Raw genomic sequence first — 20,706 nt, 5'->3', positions numbered from 1 at the left:
CCCCGCTGAAGCCGGGCGGTCCGACGCCAGCGACTCCAGCGACTCCAGCGACTGACTTTATGCCGCGTGCGCCTTGCTCATCGCTGCGAAGGCGTTGATGACTTCGGGCGGCGCCTGCACCATCTCAATCAGCACCCCTTCACCGGAGACAGGAAATGCCTCATTGGATTTGGGATGGAGGAAGCAAATGTCAAAGCCGGCGGCCCCCTTGCGGATGCCACCCGGCGCAAAACGGACGCCCTGCGCCGTCAGCCATTCAACCGCCTTGGGCAAATCGTCAATCCACAGCCCCACATGGTTGAGCGGTGTTGTGTGAACGGCAGGTTTTTTTTCAATATCCACCGGCTGCATCAAATCGACCTCGACCTTGAACGGGCCGCTGCCGATGGCGCAGATATCTTCATCGACATTCTCGCGTTCACTGACGAAATTGCCGGTGACTTCAAGACCCAGCATGTCCACCCACAAGGTGCGCAGGCGCTCCTTGCTGGTGCCGCCGATGGCGATTTGCTGGATGCCCAGAACCTTGAACGGGCGGGGGCTCATACGAACTCCACAATCGGCTGGTCCACACTCAACGACTCGCCCTTGGCGGCCAGCACCTTGCCGACCACGCCATCGGCGGTGGCAAACAGCACGTTTTCCATCTTCATGGCTTCAATCACGGCCACGCGTTCACCAGCCTGGACTTTTTGCCCCACCTGCACCGACACCTCGGCCAGCAGGCCCGGCATGGGCGAGAGTACATAGCGGCTCATGTCAGGCGGCGCCTTGTGAAGCATCAGGGCATGCAGTTCGGCAGCGCGCGGCGACAACACCATGGCATCGAGCCGGGTGCCGTTGTGAATGATGCGCAGAGCCAGGGGATTCCGGCCCACGCCACGCTCAACCTGCGCGGCAAACGGCTGGCCATTCACGGTGCCGCTGATGCGCGCGCCGCCCAAATGCCATCCGCTACATATTTCATAGCGCTTAGCGCCCGTCTCGACTGCGCTGGAGCCCGAAATGGCTTGGTAATCGCGAACCACGGCAGGGCGTGGCGTATTCAGTCCGCTGTCGCCCAGGCCAATCACCACATATTCCTCGCCCACCGTGACGCCATGGCCCGGCAACTGGCCGCTGATGCCCGCAGCCCTGGCCCGGATGCGGCGATTGACGTAGGCGGCCAGCGCCACCAGGAAATCGGCATCGTCATGCGGCACATCCTCGGCGCGAAAGCCGTTGGCGTAGTTTTCGGCAATGAAGCCGGTATTGAAGTCACCCGCGACGAATTTCGGATGCGCCAGCAAGGCCGCCTGGAACGGAATGTTGCTGCTGACGCCCCGAATCACGAAGCTGTTGAGGGCCTCGCGCATTTTCGCAATCGCATCGTTGCGGTCAGTGCCATGAACAATGAGCTTGGCAATCATCGAGTCGTAAAACATCGGGATTTCGCCGCCATCCTGAACGCCGGTATCGACCCGCACGCCGAACCACTTCGACGTGTCCGAGGCAAACATGGTTTCCTTCGGCGGCTGAAACCGCACCAGCCGGCCGGTCGAAGGCAAAAAGCCGCGAAACGGGTCTTCGGCGTTGATGCGGCATTCAATGGCCCAGCCGTCGCGCTTCACCTGATCTTGCGTGAGCGGCAGCTTTTCGCCCGCCGCCACGCGAATCATCAGCTCCACCAGGTCCAGCCCAGTGATGCATTCCGTGACCGGATGCTCCACCTGCAGGCGCGTGTTCATTTCCAGAAAATAAAAACTCTGGTCCTTGCCGACGACGAATTCGACCGTGCCGGCCGACTGGTATTTCACCGCCTTGGCCAGTTGCACGGCCTGCTCGCCCATGGCCTTGCGTGTTTCGTCGCTGATGAAGGGCGACGGCGCTTCCTCGATCACCTTCTGGTGACGGCGCTGGATCGAGCATTCACGTTCATTCAAGTAAATGACATTGCCATGGCTGTCGCCGATCAGCTGAATCTCGATGTGCCGTGGTTCCTCGACAAACTTCTCGATGAACACGCGGTCGTCGCCAAAGCTGTTGCGCGCCTCGTTGCGGCAACTGGTGAAGCCTTCAAAAGCTTCCTTGTCGTTGAAAGCCACGCGCAAGCCCTTGCCGCCGCCGCCCGCGCTGGCCTTGATCATGACCGGGTAGCCGATACCCTGGGCAATTTCCACCGCTTTTTCGGCGGTTTCAATCGCGTCGTTGACGCCGGGAATACAGTTCACGCCAGCCGCGCCGGCCAGTTTCTTGGACTCGATCTTGTCGCCCATGGCGGCAATCGAATAATGCTTGGGACCGATGAAGACAATGCCTTCTTCTTCCACCCGCTTGGCAAAGCCTGAGTTTTCGCTCAGAAAGCCGTAGCCGGGGTGAACGGCCTGCGCGCCGGTCTGCTTGCAGGCGGCAATGATTTTTTCGGCCTGCAGGTAGCTGTCGCGGCTGGGCGCGGGACCGATGTTGACGGCCTCATCGGCCAGTTCCACATGGCGCGCATCCTTGTCGGCGTCGGAATACACCGCAACCGTCTTGATGCCCATTTTTCGGGCGGTGAGAATGACGCGGCAGGCGATTTCGCCCCGGTTGGCAATCAGAATTTTGGTAAACATAGTCTTTTCCTCGGGCGCTTACAGCGGAATGTTCCCGTGCTTGCGCCACGGATTTTCAAGTTTCTTGTCTTTGAGCATCACCAGCGAGCGGCAGATGCGCTTGCGGGTTTCATGCGGCAGGATCACGTCGTCGATAAAGCCACGCGCGCCGGCGACGAAGGGGTTGGCGAATCTAGCCTTGTATTCGGCTTCCTTGGCGGCCAGCTTGGCCGGGTCGCCCTTGTCCTCGCGGAAGATGATCTCGACCGCACCCTTGGCGCCCATCACGGCAATCTCGGCATTCGGCCAGGCAAAGTTCACGTCGCCGCGCAGGTGCTTGGAACTCATCACGTCATACGCGCCGCCGTAGGCCTTGCGGGTGATCACGGTGATTTTCGGCACCGTGCATTCGGCGTAGGCGTAAAGCAGCTTGGCGCCGTGCTTGATGATGCCGCCGTACTCTTGCGCCGTGCCGGGCATGAAGCCGGGCACATCGACAAAAGTGATCACCGGAATGTTGAAGGCATCGCAAAAGCGCACAAATCGGGCCGCCTTGATCGAACTCTTGATGTCCAGGCAGCCGGCCAGCACCAGCGGCTGGTTGGCCACGATGCCGACCGACTGGCCTTCCATGCGCGCAAAACCAATGATGATGTTCTTGGCGTACTCGGGCTGGATCTCGAAGAAATCGCCATCGTCCACGGTTTTGGCGATGAGTTCCTTCATGTCGTAGGGCTTGTTCGGGTTCTCGGGAACCAGCGTGTCCAGGCTCATGTCCATCCGGTTCGCCGGGTCGGCACTGGGGCGCATCGGCGCTTTTTCGCGGTTGTTCAACGGCAGGTAGTTGTAGAGACGGCGCAGCATGATCAGCGCTTCGACATCATTTTCAAACGCCAGGTCGGCCACGCCGCTTTTGGTGGTGTGGCTGATGGCGCCGCCAAGCTCCTCGGCCGTCACTTCCTCGTGCGTGACGGTTTTGACCACTTCGGGGCCGGTCACGAACATGTAGGAGCTGTCCTTGACCATGAAGATGAAGTCGGTCATGGCGGGCGAATACACCGCGCCGCCGGCTGAAGGCCCCATGATCATGCTGATCTGCGGAATCACGCCGCTGGCCATCACGTTGCGCTGGAACACGTCGGCATAGCCGCCGAGCGAGGCCACGCCTTCCTGGATGCGGGCGCCGCCCGAGTCGTTCAGGCCGATCACCGGCGCGCCGACCTTCATGGCCTGGTCCATGACCTTGCAGATTTTCTCGGCATGGGCTTCTGACAAAGCACCGCCAAACACGGTGAAATCCTGGCTGAAGACGAACACCAGCCGGCCGTTGATCATGCCGTAGCCGGTGACCACGCCATCGCCCGGAATCTTGTTGTCCTGCATGCCGAAGTCGCTGCAGCGGTGTTCGACAAACATGTCCCATTCCTCGAACGTGCCTTCGTCGAGCAGCACATCCAGGCGCTCACGCGCCGTCAGCTTGCCTTTGCCATGCTGCGCGTCAATGCGCTTTTGGCCACCGCCCAGGCGGGCCGCAGCGCGCTTACTTTCAAGTTGCTCAAGAATTTCCTGCATGGTTCGCTTTCTTTATGCTGTGGTTTTATGCTATTTAATTGATAGCTACTTATGCCCGCTGCGCATGCGCAGAAAGCAGATTTCGTGCTGCAGTCGAGGCTGGAAGCCGGCCATTGCCGACCTGTTCCAGCAAGGACGGCAGCATGGCGCCGACCGCCGGGTCGTGCCGGAATGCGTGCTTCAAGCCGGTGTCAATCCGCTCCCACATCCATGAGAGCGCCTGCTGCTGGCGCCGGCTGGCCAGCTTGCCGTTGGCCGTCTGCAAATTTTTAAACTGCATCACCGCCGCCCAGAAGGCATCAACGCCCTTGTTGTGCAACGCGCTGAGCTGCAGCACCTGTGGATGCCACTGCTTGTCGAAATCAGCCGCTTGCGCCTCACCTTTGTTGTTAGCCATGGCATTGTTGACCAGGCCGAACAGGCGCATCGCGGACTTGATCTGGGCCTCGGCGCGCATGGCGGCATTGGCGTCGATGTCTGCCTTGTTGATGACCACCAGGTCGGCCAGTTCCATCACGCCTTTCTTGATCGCCTGCAAGTCGTCGCCGGCGTTGGGCAGTTGCATGACCACGAACATGTCGGTCATGTTGGCAACGGCGGTTTCGGACTGGCCCACGCCGACGGTCTCGACAATCACCACGTCATAGCCGGCGGCTTCGCAGACCAGCATGGCTTCACGGGTTTTTTCAGCGACGCCGCCGAGGGTGCCGCTGGAGGGGCTGGGACGGATGTAGGCACGTTCCTCGACCGAGAGCTTTTCCATGCGAGTCTTGTCGCCCAGAATGGAGCCGCCCGAGACGGTCGATGACGGGTCGATGGTCAGCACCGCCACCCGGTGCCCACTGGCAATCAGGTACAGGCCGAGGACTTCAATGAAGGTCGATTTACCGACGCCGGGCACGCCGCTGATGCCCAGACGGAACGACTGGCCGGTGTGCGGCAGCAGCGCCGTCAGCAATTCGTCGGCCTGGGCGCGGTGATCGGCCCGGGTCGATTCGAGCAGGGTGATGGCTTTGGCAATGGCGCGGCGCTGCACGGCGGCATTGCCGCGCAGCACGCCCTCCATCAAGGTGCTCTGAGTCACTTCAGGGCAGCCCTGATCTGCTCCAGCACATCCTTGGCACTGGCCGGAATCGGCGTACCGGGTCCGTAGATGCCCTTGACGCCTGCGTCATAGAGCATCTCGTAATCCTGCCGGGGAATCACGCCGCCGACGAAGACTATGATGTCATCGGCGCCCTGCTTCTTCAACTCGGCAATGATGGCGGGAACCAGCGTCTTGTGACCGGCGGCCAGCGTGCTCACGCCCACGGCATGCACGTCGTTTTCAATCGCTTGGCGGGCGCATTCTTCGGGCGTCTGGAACAGCGGCCCCATGTCCACGTCAAAGCCAAGGTCGGCAAATGCAGTCGCCACGACCTTGGCGCCCCGGTCATGGCCGTCCTGGCCGAGTTTTGAAATCATCACGCGCGGGCGGCGGCCTTCAGTTTCGGCAAAGGCGTTGATTTCGCTCTTGAGGGTTTCCCAGCCTTCGGCCGAGTCATAGGCGGCGGCGTACACGCCACTCACCTTCTGGGTGTCGGCGCGGTGGCGGCCATACACTTTTTCGAGCGCGTCGCTGACCTCGCCCACCGTGGCGCGCAGGCGCACGGCCTTGATGCACAGGTCCAGCAGATTGCCGCTGTTGCCTTCCGCCGCTTCAGTCAGCGCATCCAGCGCGGCCTGCACGGCAGCACCATCGCGCTGCGCCCGGATGGCCTTGAGGCGTTCAATCTGGCCATCGCGCACCGCCACGTTGTCGATGTCGCGCGATTCGATGGCATCTTCGGTTTTGAGCTTGTACTTGTTGACGCCGACGATCACGTCCTTGCCGCTGTCGATGCGGGCCTGCTTTTCAGCCGCCGCCGCTTCGATCTTGAGCTTGGCCCAGCCGCTGTCCACAGCCTTGACCATGCCGCCCATGGCTTCGACTTCCTCGATGATGGTCCAGGCCGCGTCGGCCATGTCCTGGGTGAGCTTTTCCATCATGTAGCTGCCGGCCCAGGGGTCGATCACGCTGGTGATGTGGGTTTCTTCCTGGATGATGAGCTGGGTGTTGCGGGCAATGCGCGCCGAGAATTCGGTGGGCAGGGCAATCGCTTCGTCGAACGAATTGGTGTGCAGGCTTTGCGTGCCGCCAAACACCGCCGCCATGGCTTCGATGGTGGTGCGCACCACGTTGTTGTAGGGGTCTTGCTCGGTCAGGCTCCAGCCGCTGGTCTGGCAATGGGTGCGCAGCATCAGGCTCTTGGGGTTCTTGGCGTCGAAGCCCTTCATGATGCGGCACCACAGCAGGCGGGCAGCGCGCATCTTGGCGACTTCCAGGTAGAAGTTCATGCCGATGGCCCAGAAAAAACTCAGGCGACCGGCGAAACCGTCAACGTCCAGGCCCTTGCCCAAGGCGGTCTTCACATACTCCTTGCCATCGGCAAGGGTGAACGCCAGTTCCAGCGCCTGGTTGGCGCCGGCTTCCTGCATGTGGTAGCCGCTGATCGAAATCGAGTTGAATTTCGGCATGTTCTGCGCCGTGTACTCGATGATGTCGCCAATGATGCGCATGCTGGGCGCTGGCGGATAGATGTAGGTGTTGCGAACCATGAACTCCTTGAGTACATCGTTCTGGATGGTGCCGCTGAGTTTGTCCTGGCTCACGCCCTGCTCTTCCGCCGCCACCACATAGCCTGCAAGCACCGGCAGCACGGCGCCGTTCATGGTCATGGAAACGCTGACCTTGTCGAGCGGAATCTGGTCGAACAGGATTTTCATGTCCTCCACGCTGTCAATCGCCACGCCGGCCTTGCCGACATCGCCCGTCACGCGCGGATGGTCGCTGTCGTAGCCGCGATGCGTGGCCAGGTCAAACGCCACCGACACGCCCTGCCCGCCGGCCGCCAGCGCCTTGCGGTAAAAAGCGTTCGATTCTTCAGCGGTCGAAAAACCCGCGTACTGGCGGATTGTCCAAGGCCGCACCGCATACATCGTGGCTTGCGGGCCGCGAATGAAGGGCTCGAATCCCGGCAGGGTGTTGGTGTAAGGCAGATCCTTGATGTCCTCGGCGGTGTACAGCGGCTTGACGCTGATGCCGTCAGGCGTTTGCCAGTTCAGGGCGTCCAGGTCACCGTTTGGCGCGGATTTGGCGGCCGATTTGGCCCAGGCTTCAAGACTGGCGGCGTTGAAAGGAGTGGGCGTTGAACTCATGGTGGGGTCGGCAGTCTTGGTTGAGCTTGGCAGAGTGTCCTGGCCATTGGCCTTGGCAATGACATCTATCCGAAGCAGTCTTGTAACAGTACGGCGAAGTTTACATTATTTATAATTATTGATTCAAAATATTCTACCGGACTTGCCTTTAGACTAGAGGCTATGGCTGAAATTTCATTGTCTCCCCGTGCGCTTTACGAAGAAGTTGCCGAGCTTTTGCGCCAGCGCATCTTTAACCGCGAACTCGCTCCAGGCAGCTGGATTGACGAACTCAAACTGGCCGATGAATACGGCATCAGTCGCACGCCCCTGCGCGAAGCGCTGAAGGTGCTGGCCACCGAGGGGCTGGTGACCATGAAAGTGCGGCGCGGCGCCTATGTCACCGAGGTGTCGGACAGCGATCTGGCGGATGTTTACCATTTGCTGGCCCTGCTCGAAAGCGATGCCGCCGAAGTGGTTGCAGCCAAAGCCACCGATGCCCAGCTCATGGAACTGCAAGGGCTGCACAACGAACTGGAAAAGGCGGTCAACAACCGGGAACGCTTCTTTGAAGTCAACGAAGCGTTTCACATGCGACTGCTGGAAATCGCCAGCAACCGCTGGCGCGACCAAATGGTGGCCGACCTGCGCAAGGTGATGAAACTCAACCGCCACAACTCGCTACTGAAAAGCGGCCGTATCGAGGAGTCACTGGCCGAGCACCGGGCCATCATGGCCGCATTGGTGGCCCGCGACGCCGCCAACACCGCCCAGCGGATGCGCGAGCATTTCAAGAACGGCCTGGAGGCGGCGGCCTGAAGTCTGGTCTGCTCTGGTGTCAGTCAGGTTTTGACATGTCGATGGGACGGCGGTGCCACCTCCCACTGCTTGCTGACTTTGCCCTGCCGGTCAACGCTTTCAAGCCGGACCAGAAAGCCCCATAGCCGTCCGACATGCTTGAGGACTTCCTTGACCTCATCATTGAGTGGCCGATTGTTGTGCTGTGTATGGCGCAAGGTCAGCGAGCGGTCCCCGCGCGCATCAACATTCCAGACCTGGATGTTGGGCTCGTGAAAGCTCAGGTCGTACTGGCGTGACAGCGCCTCGCGCACATGCCTGTAGCCGCTGTCGTTATGGATGGCGGAAACCTCAAGATGAAGCTCGCTGGTATCGTCAAGGATGGAAAACAGGCGAAACTCGCGTATCAGCCGTGGCGACAGGTATTGCCCGATAAAGCTTTCGTCCCGAAAATGCCGCATGGCATGGTCCAGCGCCTGATGCCAGTCCGATCCGGCCATGTCCGGAAACCAGTGCCGGTCTTCGTCGGTGGGATGTTCACAGATGCGCCGGATATCAGTGAACATTGCAAAACCGAGTGCGTAGGGATTGATGCCCCGAAACCCCGCATGCGCCAAGGGTGGCTGGAAAATAACATTGGTATGGGAGCGAAGGTTTTCGATCATGAAACCATCGCTGACCAGGCCCTCGTCGTACATGGCATTGAGCAGGGTGTAATGCCAGAAGGTGGCCCAGCCTTCGTTCATGACCTGGGTCTGGCGCTGCGGATAGAAGTACTGGGCTATCTTGCGCACGATGCGTATGATTTCGCGCTGCCAGGGCTCCAGCAAAGGCGCATTTTTTTCGATGAAGTACAGGAGATTTTCCTGGGGGTCGGCCGGAAACCGGGAATTCACTTTTTCAACCTGCTTCTCAGCCGCCTTGGGCAGGGTGCGCCACAAGTCATTGACCTGCTGCTGCAAATAGGTTTCGCGTTCCTTGCGGCGCGCTTCCTCCTCGGCCAGCGACAGCTTCTGTGACCGCTGGTAGCGATCAACCCCATAGTTCATCAGCGCATGGCAGCTGTCCAGCAGATCCTCGACCGCATCCAGCCCATGGTGCTCCTCGCACTCGGCGATATAGGCACGGGCATAGACCAGGTAGTCGATGATTGAAGACGCATCGGTCCACATCCGAAACAGGTAGTTGCCTTTGAAAAAAGAGTTGTGTCCATAGCAGGCATGGGCCATGACCAGGGCCTGCATCGGCAGGGTGTTCTCCTCCATCAGGTAGGCAATGCAGGGGTTGGAATTGATGACCACCTCATAAGCCAGCCCCATGTGGCCGCGACGGTAGCTCTTTTCGCTGGCGATGTACTGCTTGCCGAACGACCAGTGCCGGTAGTTCACCGGCATGCCGACAGAGGCATAGGTGTCAATCATCTGGCTGGCGGTGATCACTTCGAGTTGCACCGGGTAGGTGTCCAGCCCAAAGCGCTTGGCCATGCGTTCGATCTCGCCATGATAGGTTTCAATCAACTCAAACGACCAATCGGACGGGCTGGGCAGCGCCGTCCGCCGCCCCTCTTGGCCCGCGTTCTCTGGCAACTGCAAGGTAACGGCACTGCCAGCGTCTTCGGAGGGAAGCATCGTGCTCATGCAGCTTGTCCTTTCTTGAACAGTTCGCGGAACACCGGATAAATCCCGGAGGGATCGGTCACTTTCTGCATTGCGAAGTGCGCGTGGCTTTTTTGCACCAGGGCATATTCCTCCCACAGGTTCTGGCTTTCCTCGGCGACCTGGAGATAGGCAAAGTAACGCGATACCGGCAGCAACTTCTCGACCAGCAAGGCCCGGCATTTGGATGAGTCCTGCAGCCAGTTGTCGCCGTCTGAAGCCTGGGCGCCGTAGATGTTCCATTCATTCGACGGATAGCGCTCCTGAATGATCTGGTGCATCAGCGTCAAGGCACTGGAGGCAACGGTGCCGCCACTTTCTGTCGAGTGGAAGAATTCGTCCTCGGAAACTTCGGTGGCCTGGGTGTGATGGCGGATAAAAACGACATCGGTTTTCTCATAGTGCCGCATGAGAAAAAGGTACAGCAAAATGAAAAACCGCTTGGCCAAGTCCTTACGCGCCTCGTTCATCGAGCCCGACACATCCATCAAGCAGAACATGACGGCCTTGGAAGCCGGCAATGGCGTTTTGACCCGGTTGCGGTATCGCAGGTCGAATGGATCGAGAAACGGAATTTTCAGAATCCGGTGCCGCAATGCTTCAATTTCAGCATTCAGCGCAAGTATCTCGCTGCGCGGGGTGCTTGCATCGTGCAGCATCGTGGCCAACAACAACTCCAGTTTGCGCAACTGGCGCCGGGCATCGCCCCCCATGGCAATCCGCCGGCTGAGCGCCTTGCGCATTGACCGCACCACATGCAGGTTGGTGGGCGTTCCTTCGGAAACGAAACCGGCACGATGCGTCTTCCATTCCGGCACATCCGGCAAGAGCTGTGTGCGCAGCAGATGCGGCAGAGCCAGATCGTCGAAAAAGTACTGCATGAATTCTTCGCGTGTGATGCGGAACTCGAAGTCGTCTTCGCTGCTGCCATCCTGACCGGCGCCAGGGCCCTGGCCGCCGCCACCACTCCCACCTTTCGGGCGGGCAATGTGGTCGCCACGCACATAGTCCTTATTTCCTGGATATACCCGCTCCTGGCTACCCCCTGGCCCATGGCCAAACACCGGTTCCGACACATCACGTCGTGGCAGGGTAATGTCCTCACCCTGCTGAATATCGTGAATGCTGCGGCCAGATACAGCCTGACGCACAGCCTCCCGAATCTGCTTGCGGTAGCGGCGCAGAAAACGCTCCCGGTTTCCTATGGATTTGTTCTTGCCCGACAAGCGTCTGTCAATGACTTGCTGGAGCATGGTGGTCTCCGGTTGTTAGGAAGATAGACAGGCCATCAGCATGCAATGCCGCACTGCGGTGTGTCAGGAACTCTTGCGAACCCTGAGATACCACTCGCACAGCAGGCGCACCTGCCGGGCGCTGTAGCCCTTGTCCATCATTCGGTTAAGAAAGTTCTCGTGCTTTTGCTTTTCGTCCGCACTTGCCTTGGCGTTAAAGGAAATCACCGGCAACAAGTCTTCAGTGTTCGAGAACATTTTCTTTTCGATGACGGCACGCAGTTTTTCATAACTGGTCCAGTTCGGATTCTTGCCGGCATTGCTGGCCCGGCTGCGCAGCACGAAATTAACAATCTCGTTGCGGAAGTCCTTCGGATTACTGATGCCTGCCGGTTTTTCGATTTTTTCAAGTTCGGCATTGAGCGCCGAGCGATCAAAAATCTCGCCGGTATCGGTATCGCGGTATTCCTGGTCCTGAATCCAGAAATCGGCATAGGTCACATACCGGTCAAAAATGTTCTGGCCGTATTCCGAATACGACTCCAGGTAGGCCGTCTGGATTTCCTTGCCGATGAACTCGGCATAACGCAGCGCCAGGAACTCCTTGATGAACGCCAGGTAACGCTGCTCGATCTCTGGCGGAAATTGCTCGCGCTCGATCTGCTGCTCCAGCACATACATCAGGTGCACCGGGTTGGCAGCGATTTCGCTGGAATCAAAATTGAACACCTTGGACAGGATTTTGAAAGCGAAGCGGGTAGAAATCCCGTTCATGCCTTCGTCCACGCCGGCGTAGTCGCGGTACTCCTGGTAGCTCTTGGCTTTCGGATCGGTATCTTTCAGGTTCTCGCCGTCATAGACCTGCAGCTTGCTGAAAATGCTGGAGTTTTCAGGCTCCTTCAGGCGTGTCAACACGGCGAACTGCGCCATCATCTTCAGCGTGCCGGGCGCGCAGATAGCGCCGGACAGCGACGAATTGCGGATCAGCTTTTCATAAATCCTGATTTCTTCCGATGTGCGCAGGCAGTACGGTACCTTGACGATGTAAATCCGGTCAAGGAAAGCCTCATTGTTCTTGTTGTTCTTGAAGGCTTTCCACTCGCTTTCATTCGAGTGGGCCATCACGATGCCATCGAATGGAATCGCGCCAAAACCCTCGGTTCCCTTGAAGTTGGCCTCCTGGGTGGCTGTCAGCAAGGGATGCAGCACCTTGATCGGCGCCTTGAACATCTCGACGAACTCCAGCAGGCCCTGGTTGGCCAGGCACAGACCACCGGAATAACTGTAGGCGTCCGGATCGTCCTGGGCGAACAGTTCAAGTTTTCGAATATCAATCTTGCCAACCAGCGTGGAAATATCCTGGTTGTTCTCGTCGCCGGGTTCGGTCTTGGCAATGGCGCACTGCTTCAGGATGGATGGAAAGCGCTTGACGACACGGAACCTGCGGATGTCGCCGCCGTATTCTTCAAGCCGCTTGACCGCCCAGGGCGACATGATGCGCTGCAGATAGCGCGGCGCAATGCCGTACTGGCTTTCAAGCAGGGGAATGTCTTCGGCATTGTTGAAAAGACCCAGCGGCGACTCATTGACCGGCGAGTCTTTCAGTGCGTACAAAGGCACTTGCTCCATCAGTTGCTTGAGCCGCTCGGCAATTGAGGACTTGCCGCCTCCCACCGGGCCAAGCAGGTAAAGAATCTGCTTTTTTTCTTCAAGCCCCTGCGCCGCGTGGCGGAAATAAGACACCACTTGTTCAATCGGATCTTCCAGCCCGTAAAAATCGCGGAATGCCGGGTAAATCTTGATCACCTTGTTGCCGAAGATACGCGACATGCGCTGATCCCGGTGGGTGTCGAACACCTCAGGCTCGCCAATGGCAGCCAGCATGCGCTCGGCCGCAGTAGCGTAAACAAGAGGGTTCTTCTTGCAAAGCTCGAGGTATTCCTCAAGGGATATTTCTTCTTCTCGCGTTTGCTCATAACGCGTCAAAAAGTTACGGACGACATCCATAAAAATCCTCCTTGGCAGGCTGCGGTTGATTACCACAATCATCGTGAACGACAGTCAGCCTAACTGTACCGCTTTCCTGACTTGAATGCACACCGAGGATGAGTTTGTGAGCAGAAGAATCAACGGCGTCATTCGACACCCCGATCATTGGAAGCAATATCCTCCTGACCACTCCCCTGGAACAGTTGGCTCAGGCTGCTTTTTGAACATCCGCATGCGCCAGCATCATCACGTCGCGCGGATCCAGGGTTTTCAGCTTGTGGTCACTCCACACTTGGCGCCAGCGGCGCGAGCCCGGCAAACCGTGCCGCAAACCCAGCATATGGCGGGCGATGGCGCTGAATGGAGTACCGTGCCCGGCCGCTTCGCGCACCATGTAATCGCACATCTGCGCCTCGACCTGCTCACGCGTGATGCTCTCGCCGCCAGCGCCAAAAAAGTCCGCATCCCAGGAGGCCAGCCACCAGGGGTTGTGATAGGCCTCCCGGCCAATCATCACGCCGTCAAGTTCAAGCAGTTGGCCTTGCACCTGTTCGCCAGTGGTGATGCCACCGTTGACGCAAATCGTCAGATGCGCAAACTCCTTCTTCAGGCGATGCACCAGTTCGTAGCGTAACGGTGGCACTTCCCGGTTTTCTTTCGGGCTCAAGCCTTTGAGCCAGGCGTTGCGGGCATGCACGATAAATGTATTGCAACCGGCTTCACTGACCGTACCGACAAAATCGCGCACAAACTCATAACGCTCCTCCCGGTCAATGCCGATGCGGTGCTTTACCGTGACAGGCACGCTTACCGCATCAACCATTGCCTTGACGCAATCGGCCACCAGTTTCGGCTCGGCCATCAGGCAGGCGCCAAAAGCGCCGCGCTGCACCCGCTCGCTGGGACAGCCGCAATTGATATTGATTTCGCTGTAACCCCATTGTTCGCCCAGACGGGCGCAATGCGCCAGATCGGCCGGCTCGCTGCCGCCGAGTTGCAAGGCGACCGGATGCTCCTCGGCGTTGAAGCGCAAATGCCGCCCCACATCGCCATGGATCAGCGCGCCGGTGGTCACCATCTCGGTGTACAGCAGCGCATGACGCGACAGCAGGCGGTGAAAGTAACGGCAGTGCCGGTCAGACCAGTCCATCATGGGCGCTACGCTCAGGCGCCAGGGATTATCAGCAGGGACGGATTCGTCGCTAGAAACGGGGATTGACATGCGCCTATTTTCCCTGAAAGCTGGTCAAGCCGGGATCGAGGCCATGACGACTTTCGCAAATACGCTTGCGGACGGACAAACCAGCCATTCCGGGGAAACCTGCGGGGGTAATATCAGCGGTTCCAAAAATTTCGCCAATCCAGCCTGACCAAGGTCAATACCCCAGTCAAAGGATGACCGCCATGCTCTTCTTTTCTTCCACGACAGGCTCTGATACCTCATCGGGTCGCAGGCCATCAGCGCTGTTGGGAATCGTCGTCCCCTTAACCTTGCTGGCCGCCTGCACCTCGGTGCAGCTGCCACCCTGGGTTCCTCAGCTTCCGCGCCCCGCTGCAACGACAGGCACAGCCAGCACGCCAATTCCGGTTGAGCCTGCGGCTGTGGTGCAAACCTCTCCGGTTGCTCCGCCATCAGTGATTGCAAATGGGCCTGTTGAAGCACCAGCGCCTTATAGCGCTGCGGTTGCAGCCCGCTTTCCGGCGCCGTCGATGGCTTACAACACCCCGGGTCTGCAAGCCAGCCGTACGACATTCACCACCCAGGATGAAATCCACATCTGGCTGCGCGACCAGGCGACAGCCCTGTCCCGCTCGGTTGGCGTCAAGGCGGCCGTGCTGCCTATCGGCACCTCACAGCAAGGCCAGCCACTGGAAATGCTGGTGCTGACTCGCGGCACGGGCACCGACCCTGCCGCACTTCAGGCAACAGGCCGACCTACCGTACTGCTGATCGGCCAGCAGCATGGTGACGAACCTGCGGGCAGCGAAGCCCTGCTGGTCATTGCCCGGGAACTGGCACAGGGACTGCTGCAGCCACTGCTTGAGCGCATCAATGTGGTGATTGTTCCGCGTGCCAATCCCGATGGCGCAGAGCGGGGTCAACCGTTCACCGCAAGCGGCCAGGACATGAGCCGCGATCATTTACTGCTCAACACGCCCGAAGCCCAGGCGCTGGCCCGACTCGCACGCGACTACCGGCCCACGGTGGTGCTGGACGCGCATGAATACACGGTACTGGGCCCTTACCTGCAAAAATTCAATGCCGTGCAAAAGTTCGATGCACTTGTGCAATATTCCACAGTGGCCAATCTGCCCGAGTTTTTGACCAAGGCCGATGAGGAGTGGTATCGCCGCCCCCTCCTGGCTGCACTCAAGGGCCAGGGCCTGAGCAGCGAGTGGTACCACACCACGTCAACAGATACGGCCGACCGCAAAATCGCCATGGGCAGCCCCGAACCTGTCACCAGCCGTAATGTGGAAGGCCTGAAGAATTCCGTCAGTCTGGCTGTCGAAACGCGCGGCGCAGGCATTGGACGGCTGCATATCCAGCGGCGTGTACATACCCATGTCACGGCGATCACGAGTGTGCTGGGCAGCACCGCCCAGCGCGCCAATGAACTGGGCCAGTTGCATCCCTATCTTGAAAAGGAAGTCAGCAGCCAGGCCTGCAAGGGGCAATCGATTGTCGAGGCCGCCAACACGCCTGCGCAATATGACCTGCAAATGCTCGATCCGGTGACCGGTGCAGACAAAACAGTGACCGTCGATTGGGATTCGGCCCTTGCGCTGCGCCCCCTGAAGTCACGGGTTCGCCCTTGCGGTTACTGGCTTTCAGCCTCTTCAAAAACTGCGGTCGAACGGCTGCGACTGCAAGGCGTCCAGGTTCTCCGGGTACTCGAACAAAGCGCCCTGCTGGGCGATATTTATCGGGAGACATCCCGTACGGGTAACGCGCAGCAAGGCAGCATGGCCGATGGCCAGCCCATCATCAAAACCGATGTTGCGCTGATGCGAGGCGTGATTGACGCGCCGGCAGGCAGTTATTACGTGCCCTTGAACCAACCCCTGGCCAATCTGGCGATAGCAGCCCTGGAACCTGATACACGCAGCAGCTATCTTGCAAACCGGCTGCTCGATGGGCTTGCAAGCACTGCACGGATCATGTCCGAACCTTCGTTAAAGGCTGAAGAGCTGCCTTGAGCGTTCATAGTAGCCGGTTGGTTTCGCGAATTTTGTAAAAAAGCAACTTCATTGCAGATATTTTCTCTCTGCCAGCAGGCTGGCCGGCCTACAGACACCAGAAAAGTTATATGTCGAAATAAGGCAATTTAACCAAAGGAGAAAATCCAGTGAAAACATTTTCGATGGACCCCAAAATGACGACCATCCAAGGCGTTTTTTACCCTACTGGATACGCATTTATCATGTTTCCTGACGCCGAGAATGCCGAAAACGCAGCCCAAAAACTTGAAACGGCAGGCTTTGGCGGGCAGAACGTCATGCTACTGACGCCGGAAGTCATTCTTCAGGAAATTGGCAAGGTTGACGGTGAATCAACCGTTCCGCTGCCTTCGGTAGGAACGGAAGGCGCCACGGTGCACAAATACATCGACCTGGCCCGCGACGGACACCACGCATTGATGGTCAAGGCACCTTCGGATAAAGATTCGGAACGCCTGATGTCGATCATTCGGGAGTTTCCTTTTTCATATGGCCAAAAATACCACATGCTGGCCATTGAGGACCTCGAATAAATCCCCTTGCAGGCCTGCCGTTTTGCCTTGCATTGAACTCATAACGGGACGATGCAGAGTCGTCCCGCTGGAATTTTCCAGGCTGCAATTCGCTATTAAATAAATAGCAATCTATGCATACTCAGCGTGCGCAAAAGCCATTTTTCATTAAAAATCCCCGGCATTATGAGCCAGGCTTTCAAATTTGGTGATGCGGTTGATAAACGCCAGTTTTACCGTTCCCGTCGGACCATTGCGCTGCTTGCTGATGATGACCTCGGCCACGCCCGGCTCCTTGCAGGCTTCCTTGGTGTAGTACTCATCGCGGTAAATGAACATGATGATGTCGGCATCCTGCTCAATCGCACCCGATTCGCGCAGGTCGCTCATCATTGGCCGCTTGTCGGTGCGCGATTCCACACCCCGGCTGAGCTGCGACAGCGCAATGACCGGACATTGAAGCTCCTTGGCCAGCATTTTCAGGCCGCGCGAAATCTCGCCCACGGCAGTCGCCCGGTTTTCATCGCTCATGCTGGTCGATACGCTCATGAGTTGCAGGTAATCCACCACGATCAGGCCTAGCTTGCCGCACTGGCGGGCAAGGCGCCTTGCATTGGCCCGCAGTTCGCTGACCGTGAGGCCGGCAGTTTCGTCGATATGCAGGGAAATCGTCCTCAGCTTTTCGATGGCTTCGGTCAGGCGCGGCCACTCCTCGTCGGTCAAGGCGCCCGTGCGCAAGTGAGTCTGGTCGATCCGGCCAATCGAACCGACGATACGCACGGCCAGTTGCGAGGCACCCATTTCCATCGAGAACACCGCTACCGGCAAGCCTTCATGCAAGGCCACATGCTCGGCGATGTTGATGGCCAGTGCCGTGTTGTGCGTGACGATGTAATCGTCGGTCACATAAAGGTGCTCGGGGTGGCTGACTGAAATGCACTGGCAGTCGGCGCGGCGCCCCGGCTCGATAGAGGTCACGGTAAGGCGTTTTTGTCGAACCCGCTGCTGTGGCGCCCGATTCTGCTTGCCGGCCAGCGACATCAGCGATTTGGGGTCCGGGTGCGAAATATGGCACACATAGGCTGGCAAACCGGGCACCCGGATGCTAGCGGTATTGACAAAATGCGGCTGCTTTTCAGTGATGGAACACCAGCCGCCCAGCGAGCGCACCAGCAAGGCCACATCCGAAGCCAGACGCCGGCTGGCGGTGGACAGACGGATGCTGCCCCATTTTTCCACCCATCCATCGGTGTCAATCAAACCGCGCAGCAGCGCCAGACGGGACTCTTTGCCGGCATTGAGGTAGAGCTGTGGGATGAATTTCTGATCGCTGGATAAACCGGACAGGCCCAGCGCTTGCAGCGCCTCACGCAAGGGATTGGCAACCATGCCCTGCACGCCTTTGACATGCCCGCGATGAAGCTGCACCAGACGGTGGTCATAAGCACCGGCATGAACCGTTTCCATGGTTTCAGGCAGCCGTTCGTTCATTGTCTGAAGGATTTCTCCAGATGCGGTCGAAAACCTGACGCTGCCGGTTCCGGTTCCGGTCAGGCAACCATCGCCCAGCAGACTGCCCAGCACCCACGGATCAAGCGGTAGCGGCTCCAGGCTGCCAAAATCGCCTGAAACCGTATCAATCCACAAGCGGCCTTGATACCGAACCTTGCCCAGCATCTCGCGCAACTGGTCGGTTGAGACAACGCGCGGTGCGGCCCAGTCCCGGTACATGATGCGCCACAGGTGTTCGCCACAGCACTGCGTCAAGCGTCCATCAGAAAAAGTCACGCTGTAAGTCTGCTTGATGCCCTGCGGAAAAATTCCCGTGACGACGGAAGCACGCCCATCCACCGAGGCTAGCGCGTCACCCACTTCAAGTTCGCCCATCCGCTTCCAGCCGCTGAGCGTGCGAATTTTGGCATCCAGCGGCTGGGCCTTGCCCATGGATGGCCGTGCCGCCAGAATAATCAGATCGCCAGCCTGAAAGCCGGAGGTCATGCGGTCCAGGTCAACAAATCCAGTCGGCACGCCGGTCACATCATTCGGGTTTTCCGACATCTCGGTCACGCGGTCGAGCAAATCCACCACCAGCGTGTCCATGCTTTGAAAGCCCTGCTGCGACCGGCCGCCCTGCTCGCCGATGTTGAGAATCTTTTGCTCGGCTTCATCCAGAATGACAGTGACGGCCTTGCCTTGCGGATTAAAGGCATTGGTGGCAATCTCGTCGGAAGCGGCGACCAGTTTGCGCAAGATGGAACGCTCCCGAACAATTTCGGCATAGCGACGGATGTTGCTGGCGCTCGGTACGTACTGGGCCAGTGCGCTCAGGTAGCTCAAGCCACCTATTTCTTCATTTTTCCCCAGGCTCTGCAGGCGCTCAAAGACGGTGATGATGTCCGCAGGCTTGGACGCATTGATCAGCCATCCGATGGCGGCATAAATAAGCTGATGCTCGTGGCGGTAAAAATCCTGGTCTGCCAGCAAGTCGCCCACACGGTCCCATGCACTGTTGTCGAGCAACAGGCCGCCCAAAACGCTGGATTCACCTTCGATGGAATGCGGTGGGATGCGAAGCTGGGCAATCTGGCGGTCGGGGCTGTAACCGGATTCGGAAAAAGGGGAAAGTACGGCAGACATTGAATTCCTTGGGAAGGGTAAATGGTACGCCGTAAGCCTCGAAACGTACGGGATAACTATTCGGACAAACTGGGGAAATCGGGTAGAAATCAGGAGTAAAGATATGCATGACCAGTGAGCAGCATCGAATCAAAACTACCGAATTTCCTGTTTTCCCAAGAAAAAAGCCGCTCCGAAGAGCGGCTTTCAGGTAACGCGGAAAACGTATTTAAGCAGTTTCGCCGTAAACCGTGACGGTGATGTCAACCACGACGTCGGTATGCAAGGCAATGTTGATGGCATGGTCGCCAACCGTCTTGATCGGGCCGTTAGGCAGGCGAATCTGCGATTTGGAAACCGCAAAGCCTTGCTTCGTCACTTCTTGAGCAATGTCGGCATTGGTGACGGAGCCAAACAGGCGGCCATCGACACCGGCTTTTTGCGTCAGCTTGACGGTGGTGCCGCCGAGCTTTTCGCCCTGAACTTGCATTTCGGCCAGCTTGGCAGCGGCAGCTTTTTCAAGTTCAGCGCGCTTGACTTCGAATTCCTTGATGGCGGCTGCCGTGGCGCGGCGAGCGCGGCCAAAAGGAATCAGGAAGTTACGTGCGTAACCGTCTTTGACTTTGACGACGTCACCCAGATTTCCCAGGTTCACGACTTTGTCGAGCAGAATAATTTGCATGGTCGTATCTCCTTACAGGCTGCGGTGCTGGTCGCTGTAAGGCAGCATCGCGAGGAAGCGAGCGCGCTTGACGGCGGTGTTGATCTGGCGTTGGAAAATCGCGCGGGTGCCGGTCAGGCGTGCGGGAATAATTTTTCCATTTTCAGAAACGAAATCGCGCAGGGTGTCGATATCTTTGTAGTCGATTTCTTCAACGCCGGCGGCTGTGAAGCGGCAAAAACGCTTGCGCTTGAACAGCAGGGATTGGGTATTGCGCTTGGGGCGCTTGTCTTTATTGAAACGTTTTGGTCCGGCCATGATGGACTCCTTAAATGGGGTTCAGTACTTGCTCTGCCTGAGGTGTCGGGTGAAGAGCTTGAATATGAAAAACAACGCCTTTGCTGGTGCGTGCATTGATCAGAAAACCCGTGAACCTGAAAGGCTTGCCCAAAGGAAGCTTGACGGCTTGCTCAGCCAGCGTTCCGAAAGCAACTGCCTTTATCGTCAACTTGACTTGTCTGCTGATACCCGCTTCAAGCACTTCAGACTCGTGTTCGAGAATGAAGTTGATGGCGGGAATTCCAGCGGGCGTGTAGCGCAGAGGACTTAGCTCGGCGATACAGGCGGTCAGGTCAACCTGGTTCACTGCGGCTCCAAATGCAC

The 20,706-nt window shown here is 58.4% G+C and carries 16 protein-coding genes; 3 read left to right on the top strand and 13 right to left on the bottom strand.

Annotation, left to right across the window (positions count from 1 at the left end; genetic code table 11):
• Positions 1-57: 57 nt before the first annotated feature.
• The 5 genes from ABLV49_RS08480 to scpA are packed head-to-tail and all read right to left on the bottom strand — an operon-like array spanning position 58 to position 7,379.
• Entirely contained in the window at positions 58-546 is a 489-nt protein-coding gene (locus tag ABLV49_RS08480) for a VOC family protein (protein WP_349281162.1), read from the bottom strand.
• The gene (locus tag ABLV49_RS08475; protein WP_349281161.1) at positions 543-2,591 is read right to left on the bottom strand and encodes an acetyl/propionyl/methylcrotonyl-CoA carboxylase subunit alpha; all 2,049 of its coding nucleotides are present in this window, start codon (positions 2,589-2,591) and stop codon (positions 543-545) included. The genes ABLV49_RS08480 and ABLV49_RS08475 overlap by 4 nt, the downstream gene beginning before the upstream one ends.
• An 18-nt stretch (positions 2,592-2,609) precedes the next feature.
• The gene (locus ABLV49_RS08470) at positions 2,610-4,142 is read right to left on the bottom strand and encodes an acyl-CoA carboxylase subunit beta (protein WP_349281160.1); all 1,533 of its coding nucleotides are present in this window, start codon (positions 4,140-4,142) and stop codon (positions 2,610-2,612) included.
• 49 nt (positions 4,143-4,191) lie between these two features.
• Positions 4,192-5,208 (bottom strand): methylmalonyl Co-A mutase-associated GTPase MeaB, encoded by a 1,017-nt coding sequence (meaB, locus tag ABLV49_RS08465; protein WP_349281659.1) that lies wholly within the window; start codon positions 5,206-5,208, stop codon positions 4,192-4,194.
• 14 nt (positions 5,209-5,222) lie between these two features.
• Positions 5,223-7,379, bottom strand: a complete 2,157-nt coding sequence (gene scpA, locus ABLV49_RS08460; RefSeq protein ID WP_349281159.1) for a methylmalonyl-CoA mutase — start codon at positions 7,377-7,379, stop codon at positions 5,223-5,225.
• A 162-nt stretch (positions 7,380-7,541) separates the two neighbouring features.
• Here scpA and ABLV49_RS08455 point away from each other — a divergent pair, with 162 nt between their 5' ends.
• Positions 7,542-8,177, top strand: coding sequence for a GntR family transcriptional regulator (locus ABLV49_RS08455; protein WP_349281158.1), 636 nt, complete (start codon positions 7,542-7,544; stop codon positions 8,175-8,177).
• A 23-nt stretch (positions 8,178-8,200) separates the two neighbouring features.
• On the opposite strand, the gene ABLV49_RS08450 is transcribed toward ABLV49_RS08455, so the two are convergent.
• The 4 genes from ABLV49_RS08450 to dusA all read right to left on the bottom strand — a co-directional run bounded on the left by ABLV49_RS08450 (position 8,201) and on the right by dusA (position 14,254).
• The gene (locus tag ABLV49_RS08450) at positions 8,201-9,793 is read right to left on the bottom strand and encodes a SpoVR family protein (RefSeq protein WP_349281157.1); all 1,593 of its coding nucleotides are present in this window, start codon (positions 9,791-9,793) and stop codon (positions 8,201-8,203) included.
• Positions 9,790-11,064 (bottom strand): YeaH/YhbH family protein, encoded by a 1,275-nt coding sequence (locus ABLV49_RS08445; RefSeq protein ID WP_349281156.1) that lies wholly within the window; start codon positions 11,062-11,064, stop codon positions 9,790-9,792. The genes ABLV49_RS08450 and ABLV49_RS08445 overlap by 4 nt, the downstream gene beginning before the upstream one ends.
• 63 nt (positions 11,065-11,127) lie before the next feature.
• Positions 11,128-13,050: a PrkA family serine protein kinase gene (locus tag ABLV49_RS08440; RefSeq protein WP_349281155.1), complete on the bottom strand. Its 1,923-nt coding sequence runs from the start codon at positions 13,048-13,050 to the stop codon at positions 11,128-11,130.
• Positions 13,051-13,240: 190 nt separating this feature from the next.
• Entirely contained in the window at positions 13,241-14,254 is a 1,014-nt protein-coding gene (gene dusA, locus ABLV49_RS08435; RefSeq protein ID WP_349281154.1) for a tRNA dihydrouridine(20/20a) synthase DusA, read from the bottom strand.
• A gap of 182 nt (positions 14,255-14,436) precedes the next feature.
• Between dusA and ABLV49_RS08430 the strand changes: the two genes are divergently transcribed.
• Together ABLV49_RS08430 and ABLV49_RS08425 are read left to right on the top strand one after the other, a co-directional pair.
• Positions 14,437-16,233 (top strand): M14 family metallopeptidase, encoded by a 1,797-nt coding sequence (locus ABLV49_RS08430; protein ID WP_349281153.1) that lies wholly within the window; start codon positions 14,437-14,439, stop codon positions 16,231-16,233.
• Positions 16,234-16,409: 176 nt separating this feature from the next.
• A complete protein-coding gene (locus ABLV49_RS08425; RefSeq protein ID WP_349281152.1) occupies positions 16,410-16,787 on the top strand; it encodes an RNA-binding protein in 378 nt (125 codons plus the stop codon).
• A gap of 147 nt (positions 16,788-16,934) precedes the next feature.
• Here the strand turns inward: ABLV49_RS08425 and dnaB are convergent, their stop codons facing one another.
• From dnaB to priB, 4 genes are all read right to left on the bottom strand, one after another.
• Positions 16,935-19,403 (bottom strand): replicative DNA helicase, encoded by a 2,469-nt coding sequence (gene dnaB, locus ABLV49_RS08420; RefSeq protein WP_349281151.1) that lies wholly within the window; start codon positions 19,401-19,403, stop codon positions 16,935-16,937.
• Between the two features lie 208 nt (positions 19,404-19,611).
• Entirely contained in the window at positions 19,612-20,064 is a 453-nt protein-coding gene (gene rplI / locus ABLV49_RS08415) for a 50S ribosomal protein L9 (RefSeq protein ID WP_011801777.1), read from the bottom strand.
• Positions 20,065-20,076: 12 nt separating this feature from the next.
• On the bottom strand, positions 20,077-20,361 hold the full coding sequence (gene rpsR, locus ABLV49_RS08410; protein ID WP_011801778.1) for a 30S ribosomal protein S18: 285 nt from the start codon (positions 20,359-20,361) through the stop codon (positions 20,077-20,079).
• A gap of 10 nt (positions 20,362-20,371) precedes the next feature.
• On the bottom strand, positions 20,372-20,689 hold the full coding sequence (priB, locus tag ABLV49_RS08405; RefSeq protein WP_349281150.1) for a primosomal replication protein N: 318 nt from the start codon (positions 20,687-20,689) through the stop codon (positions 20,372-20,374).
• Positions 20,690-20,706 lie beyond the last annotated feature (17 nt).

Source organism: Polaromonas hydrogenivorans (assembly GCF_040105105.1).
In the GTDB taxonomy this organism is placed as follows: Bacteria; Pseudomonadota; Gammaproteobacteria; order Burkholderiales; family Burkholderiaceae_C; genus Polaromonas; species Polaromonas hydrogenivorans.
This window is presented reverse-complemented; position numbering and strand designations above follow the sequence as displayed.

Bases quoted from the DNA above. Each gene is read 5' to 3' on its own strand.
- dnaB (WP_349281151.1), bottom strand. From the start codon at position 19,403: ATGTCTGCCGTACTTTCCCCTTTTTCCGAATCCGGTTACAGCCCCGAC.
- ABLV49_RS08470 (WP_349281160.1), bottom strand. From the start codon at position 4,142: ATGCAGGAAATTCTTGAGCAACTTGAAAGTAAGCGCGCTGCGGCCCGC.
- rplI (WP_011801777.1), bottom strand. From the start codon at position 20,064: ATGCAAATTATTCTGCTCGACAAAGTCGTGAACCTGGGAAATCTGGGT.
- meaB (WP_349281659.1), bottom strand. From the start codon at position 5,208: ATGGAGGGCGTGCTGCGCGGCAATGCCGCCGTGCAGCGCCGCGCCATT.
- rpsR (WP_011801778.1), bottom strand. From the start codon at position 20,361: ATGGCCGGACCAAAACGTTTCAATAAAGACAAGCGCCCCAAGCGCAAT.
- ABLV49_RS08445 (WP_349281156.1), bottom strand. From the start codon at position 11,064: ATGCTCCAGCAAGTCATTGACAGACGCTTGTCGGGCAAGAACAAATCC.
- scpA (WP_349281159.1), bottom strand. From the start codon at position 7,379: ATGAGTTCAACGCCCACTCCTTTCAACGCCGCCAGTCTTGAAGCCTGG.
- ABLV49_RS08430 (WP_349281153.1), top strand. From the start codon at position 14,437: ATGCTCTTCTTTTCTTCCACGACAGGCTCTGATACCTCATCGGGTCGC.
- ABLV49_RS08440 (WP_349281155.1), bottom strand. From the start codon at position 13,050: ATGGATGTCGTCCGTAACTTTTTGACGCGTTATGAGCAAACGCGAGAA.
- ABLV49_RS08480 (WP_349281162.1), bottom strand. From the start codon at position 546: ATGAGCCCCCGCCCGTTCAAGGTTCTGGGCATCCAGCAAATCGCCATC.
- ABLV49_RS08455 (WP_349281158.1), top strand. From the start codon at position 7,542: ATGGCTGAAATTTCATTGTCTCCCCGTGCGCTTTACGAAGAAGTTGCC.
- dusA (WP_349281154.1), bottom strand. From the start codon at position 14,254: ATGTCAATCCCCGTTTCTAGCGACGAATCCGTCCCTGCTGATAATCCC.
- ABLV49_RS08425 (WP_349281152.1), top strand. From the start codon at position 16,410: ATGACGACCATCCAAGGCGTTTTTTACCCTACTGGATACGCATTTATC.
- ABLV49_RS08450 (WP_349281157.1), bottom strand. From the start codon at position 9,793: ATGAGCACGATGCTTCCCTCCGAAGACGCTGGCAGTGCCGTTACCTTG.
- ABLV49_RS08475 (WP_349281161.1), bottom strand. From the start codon at position 2,591: ATGTTTACCAAAATTCTGATTGCCAACCGGGGCGAAATCGCCTGCCGC.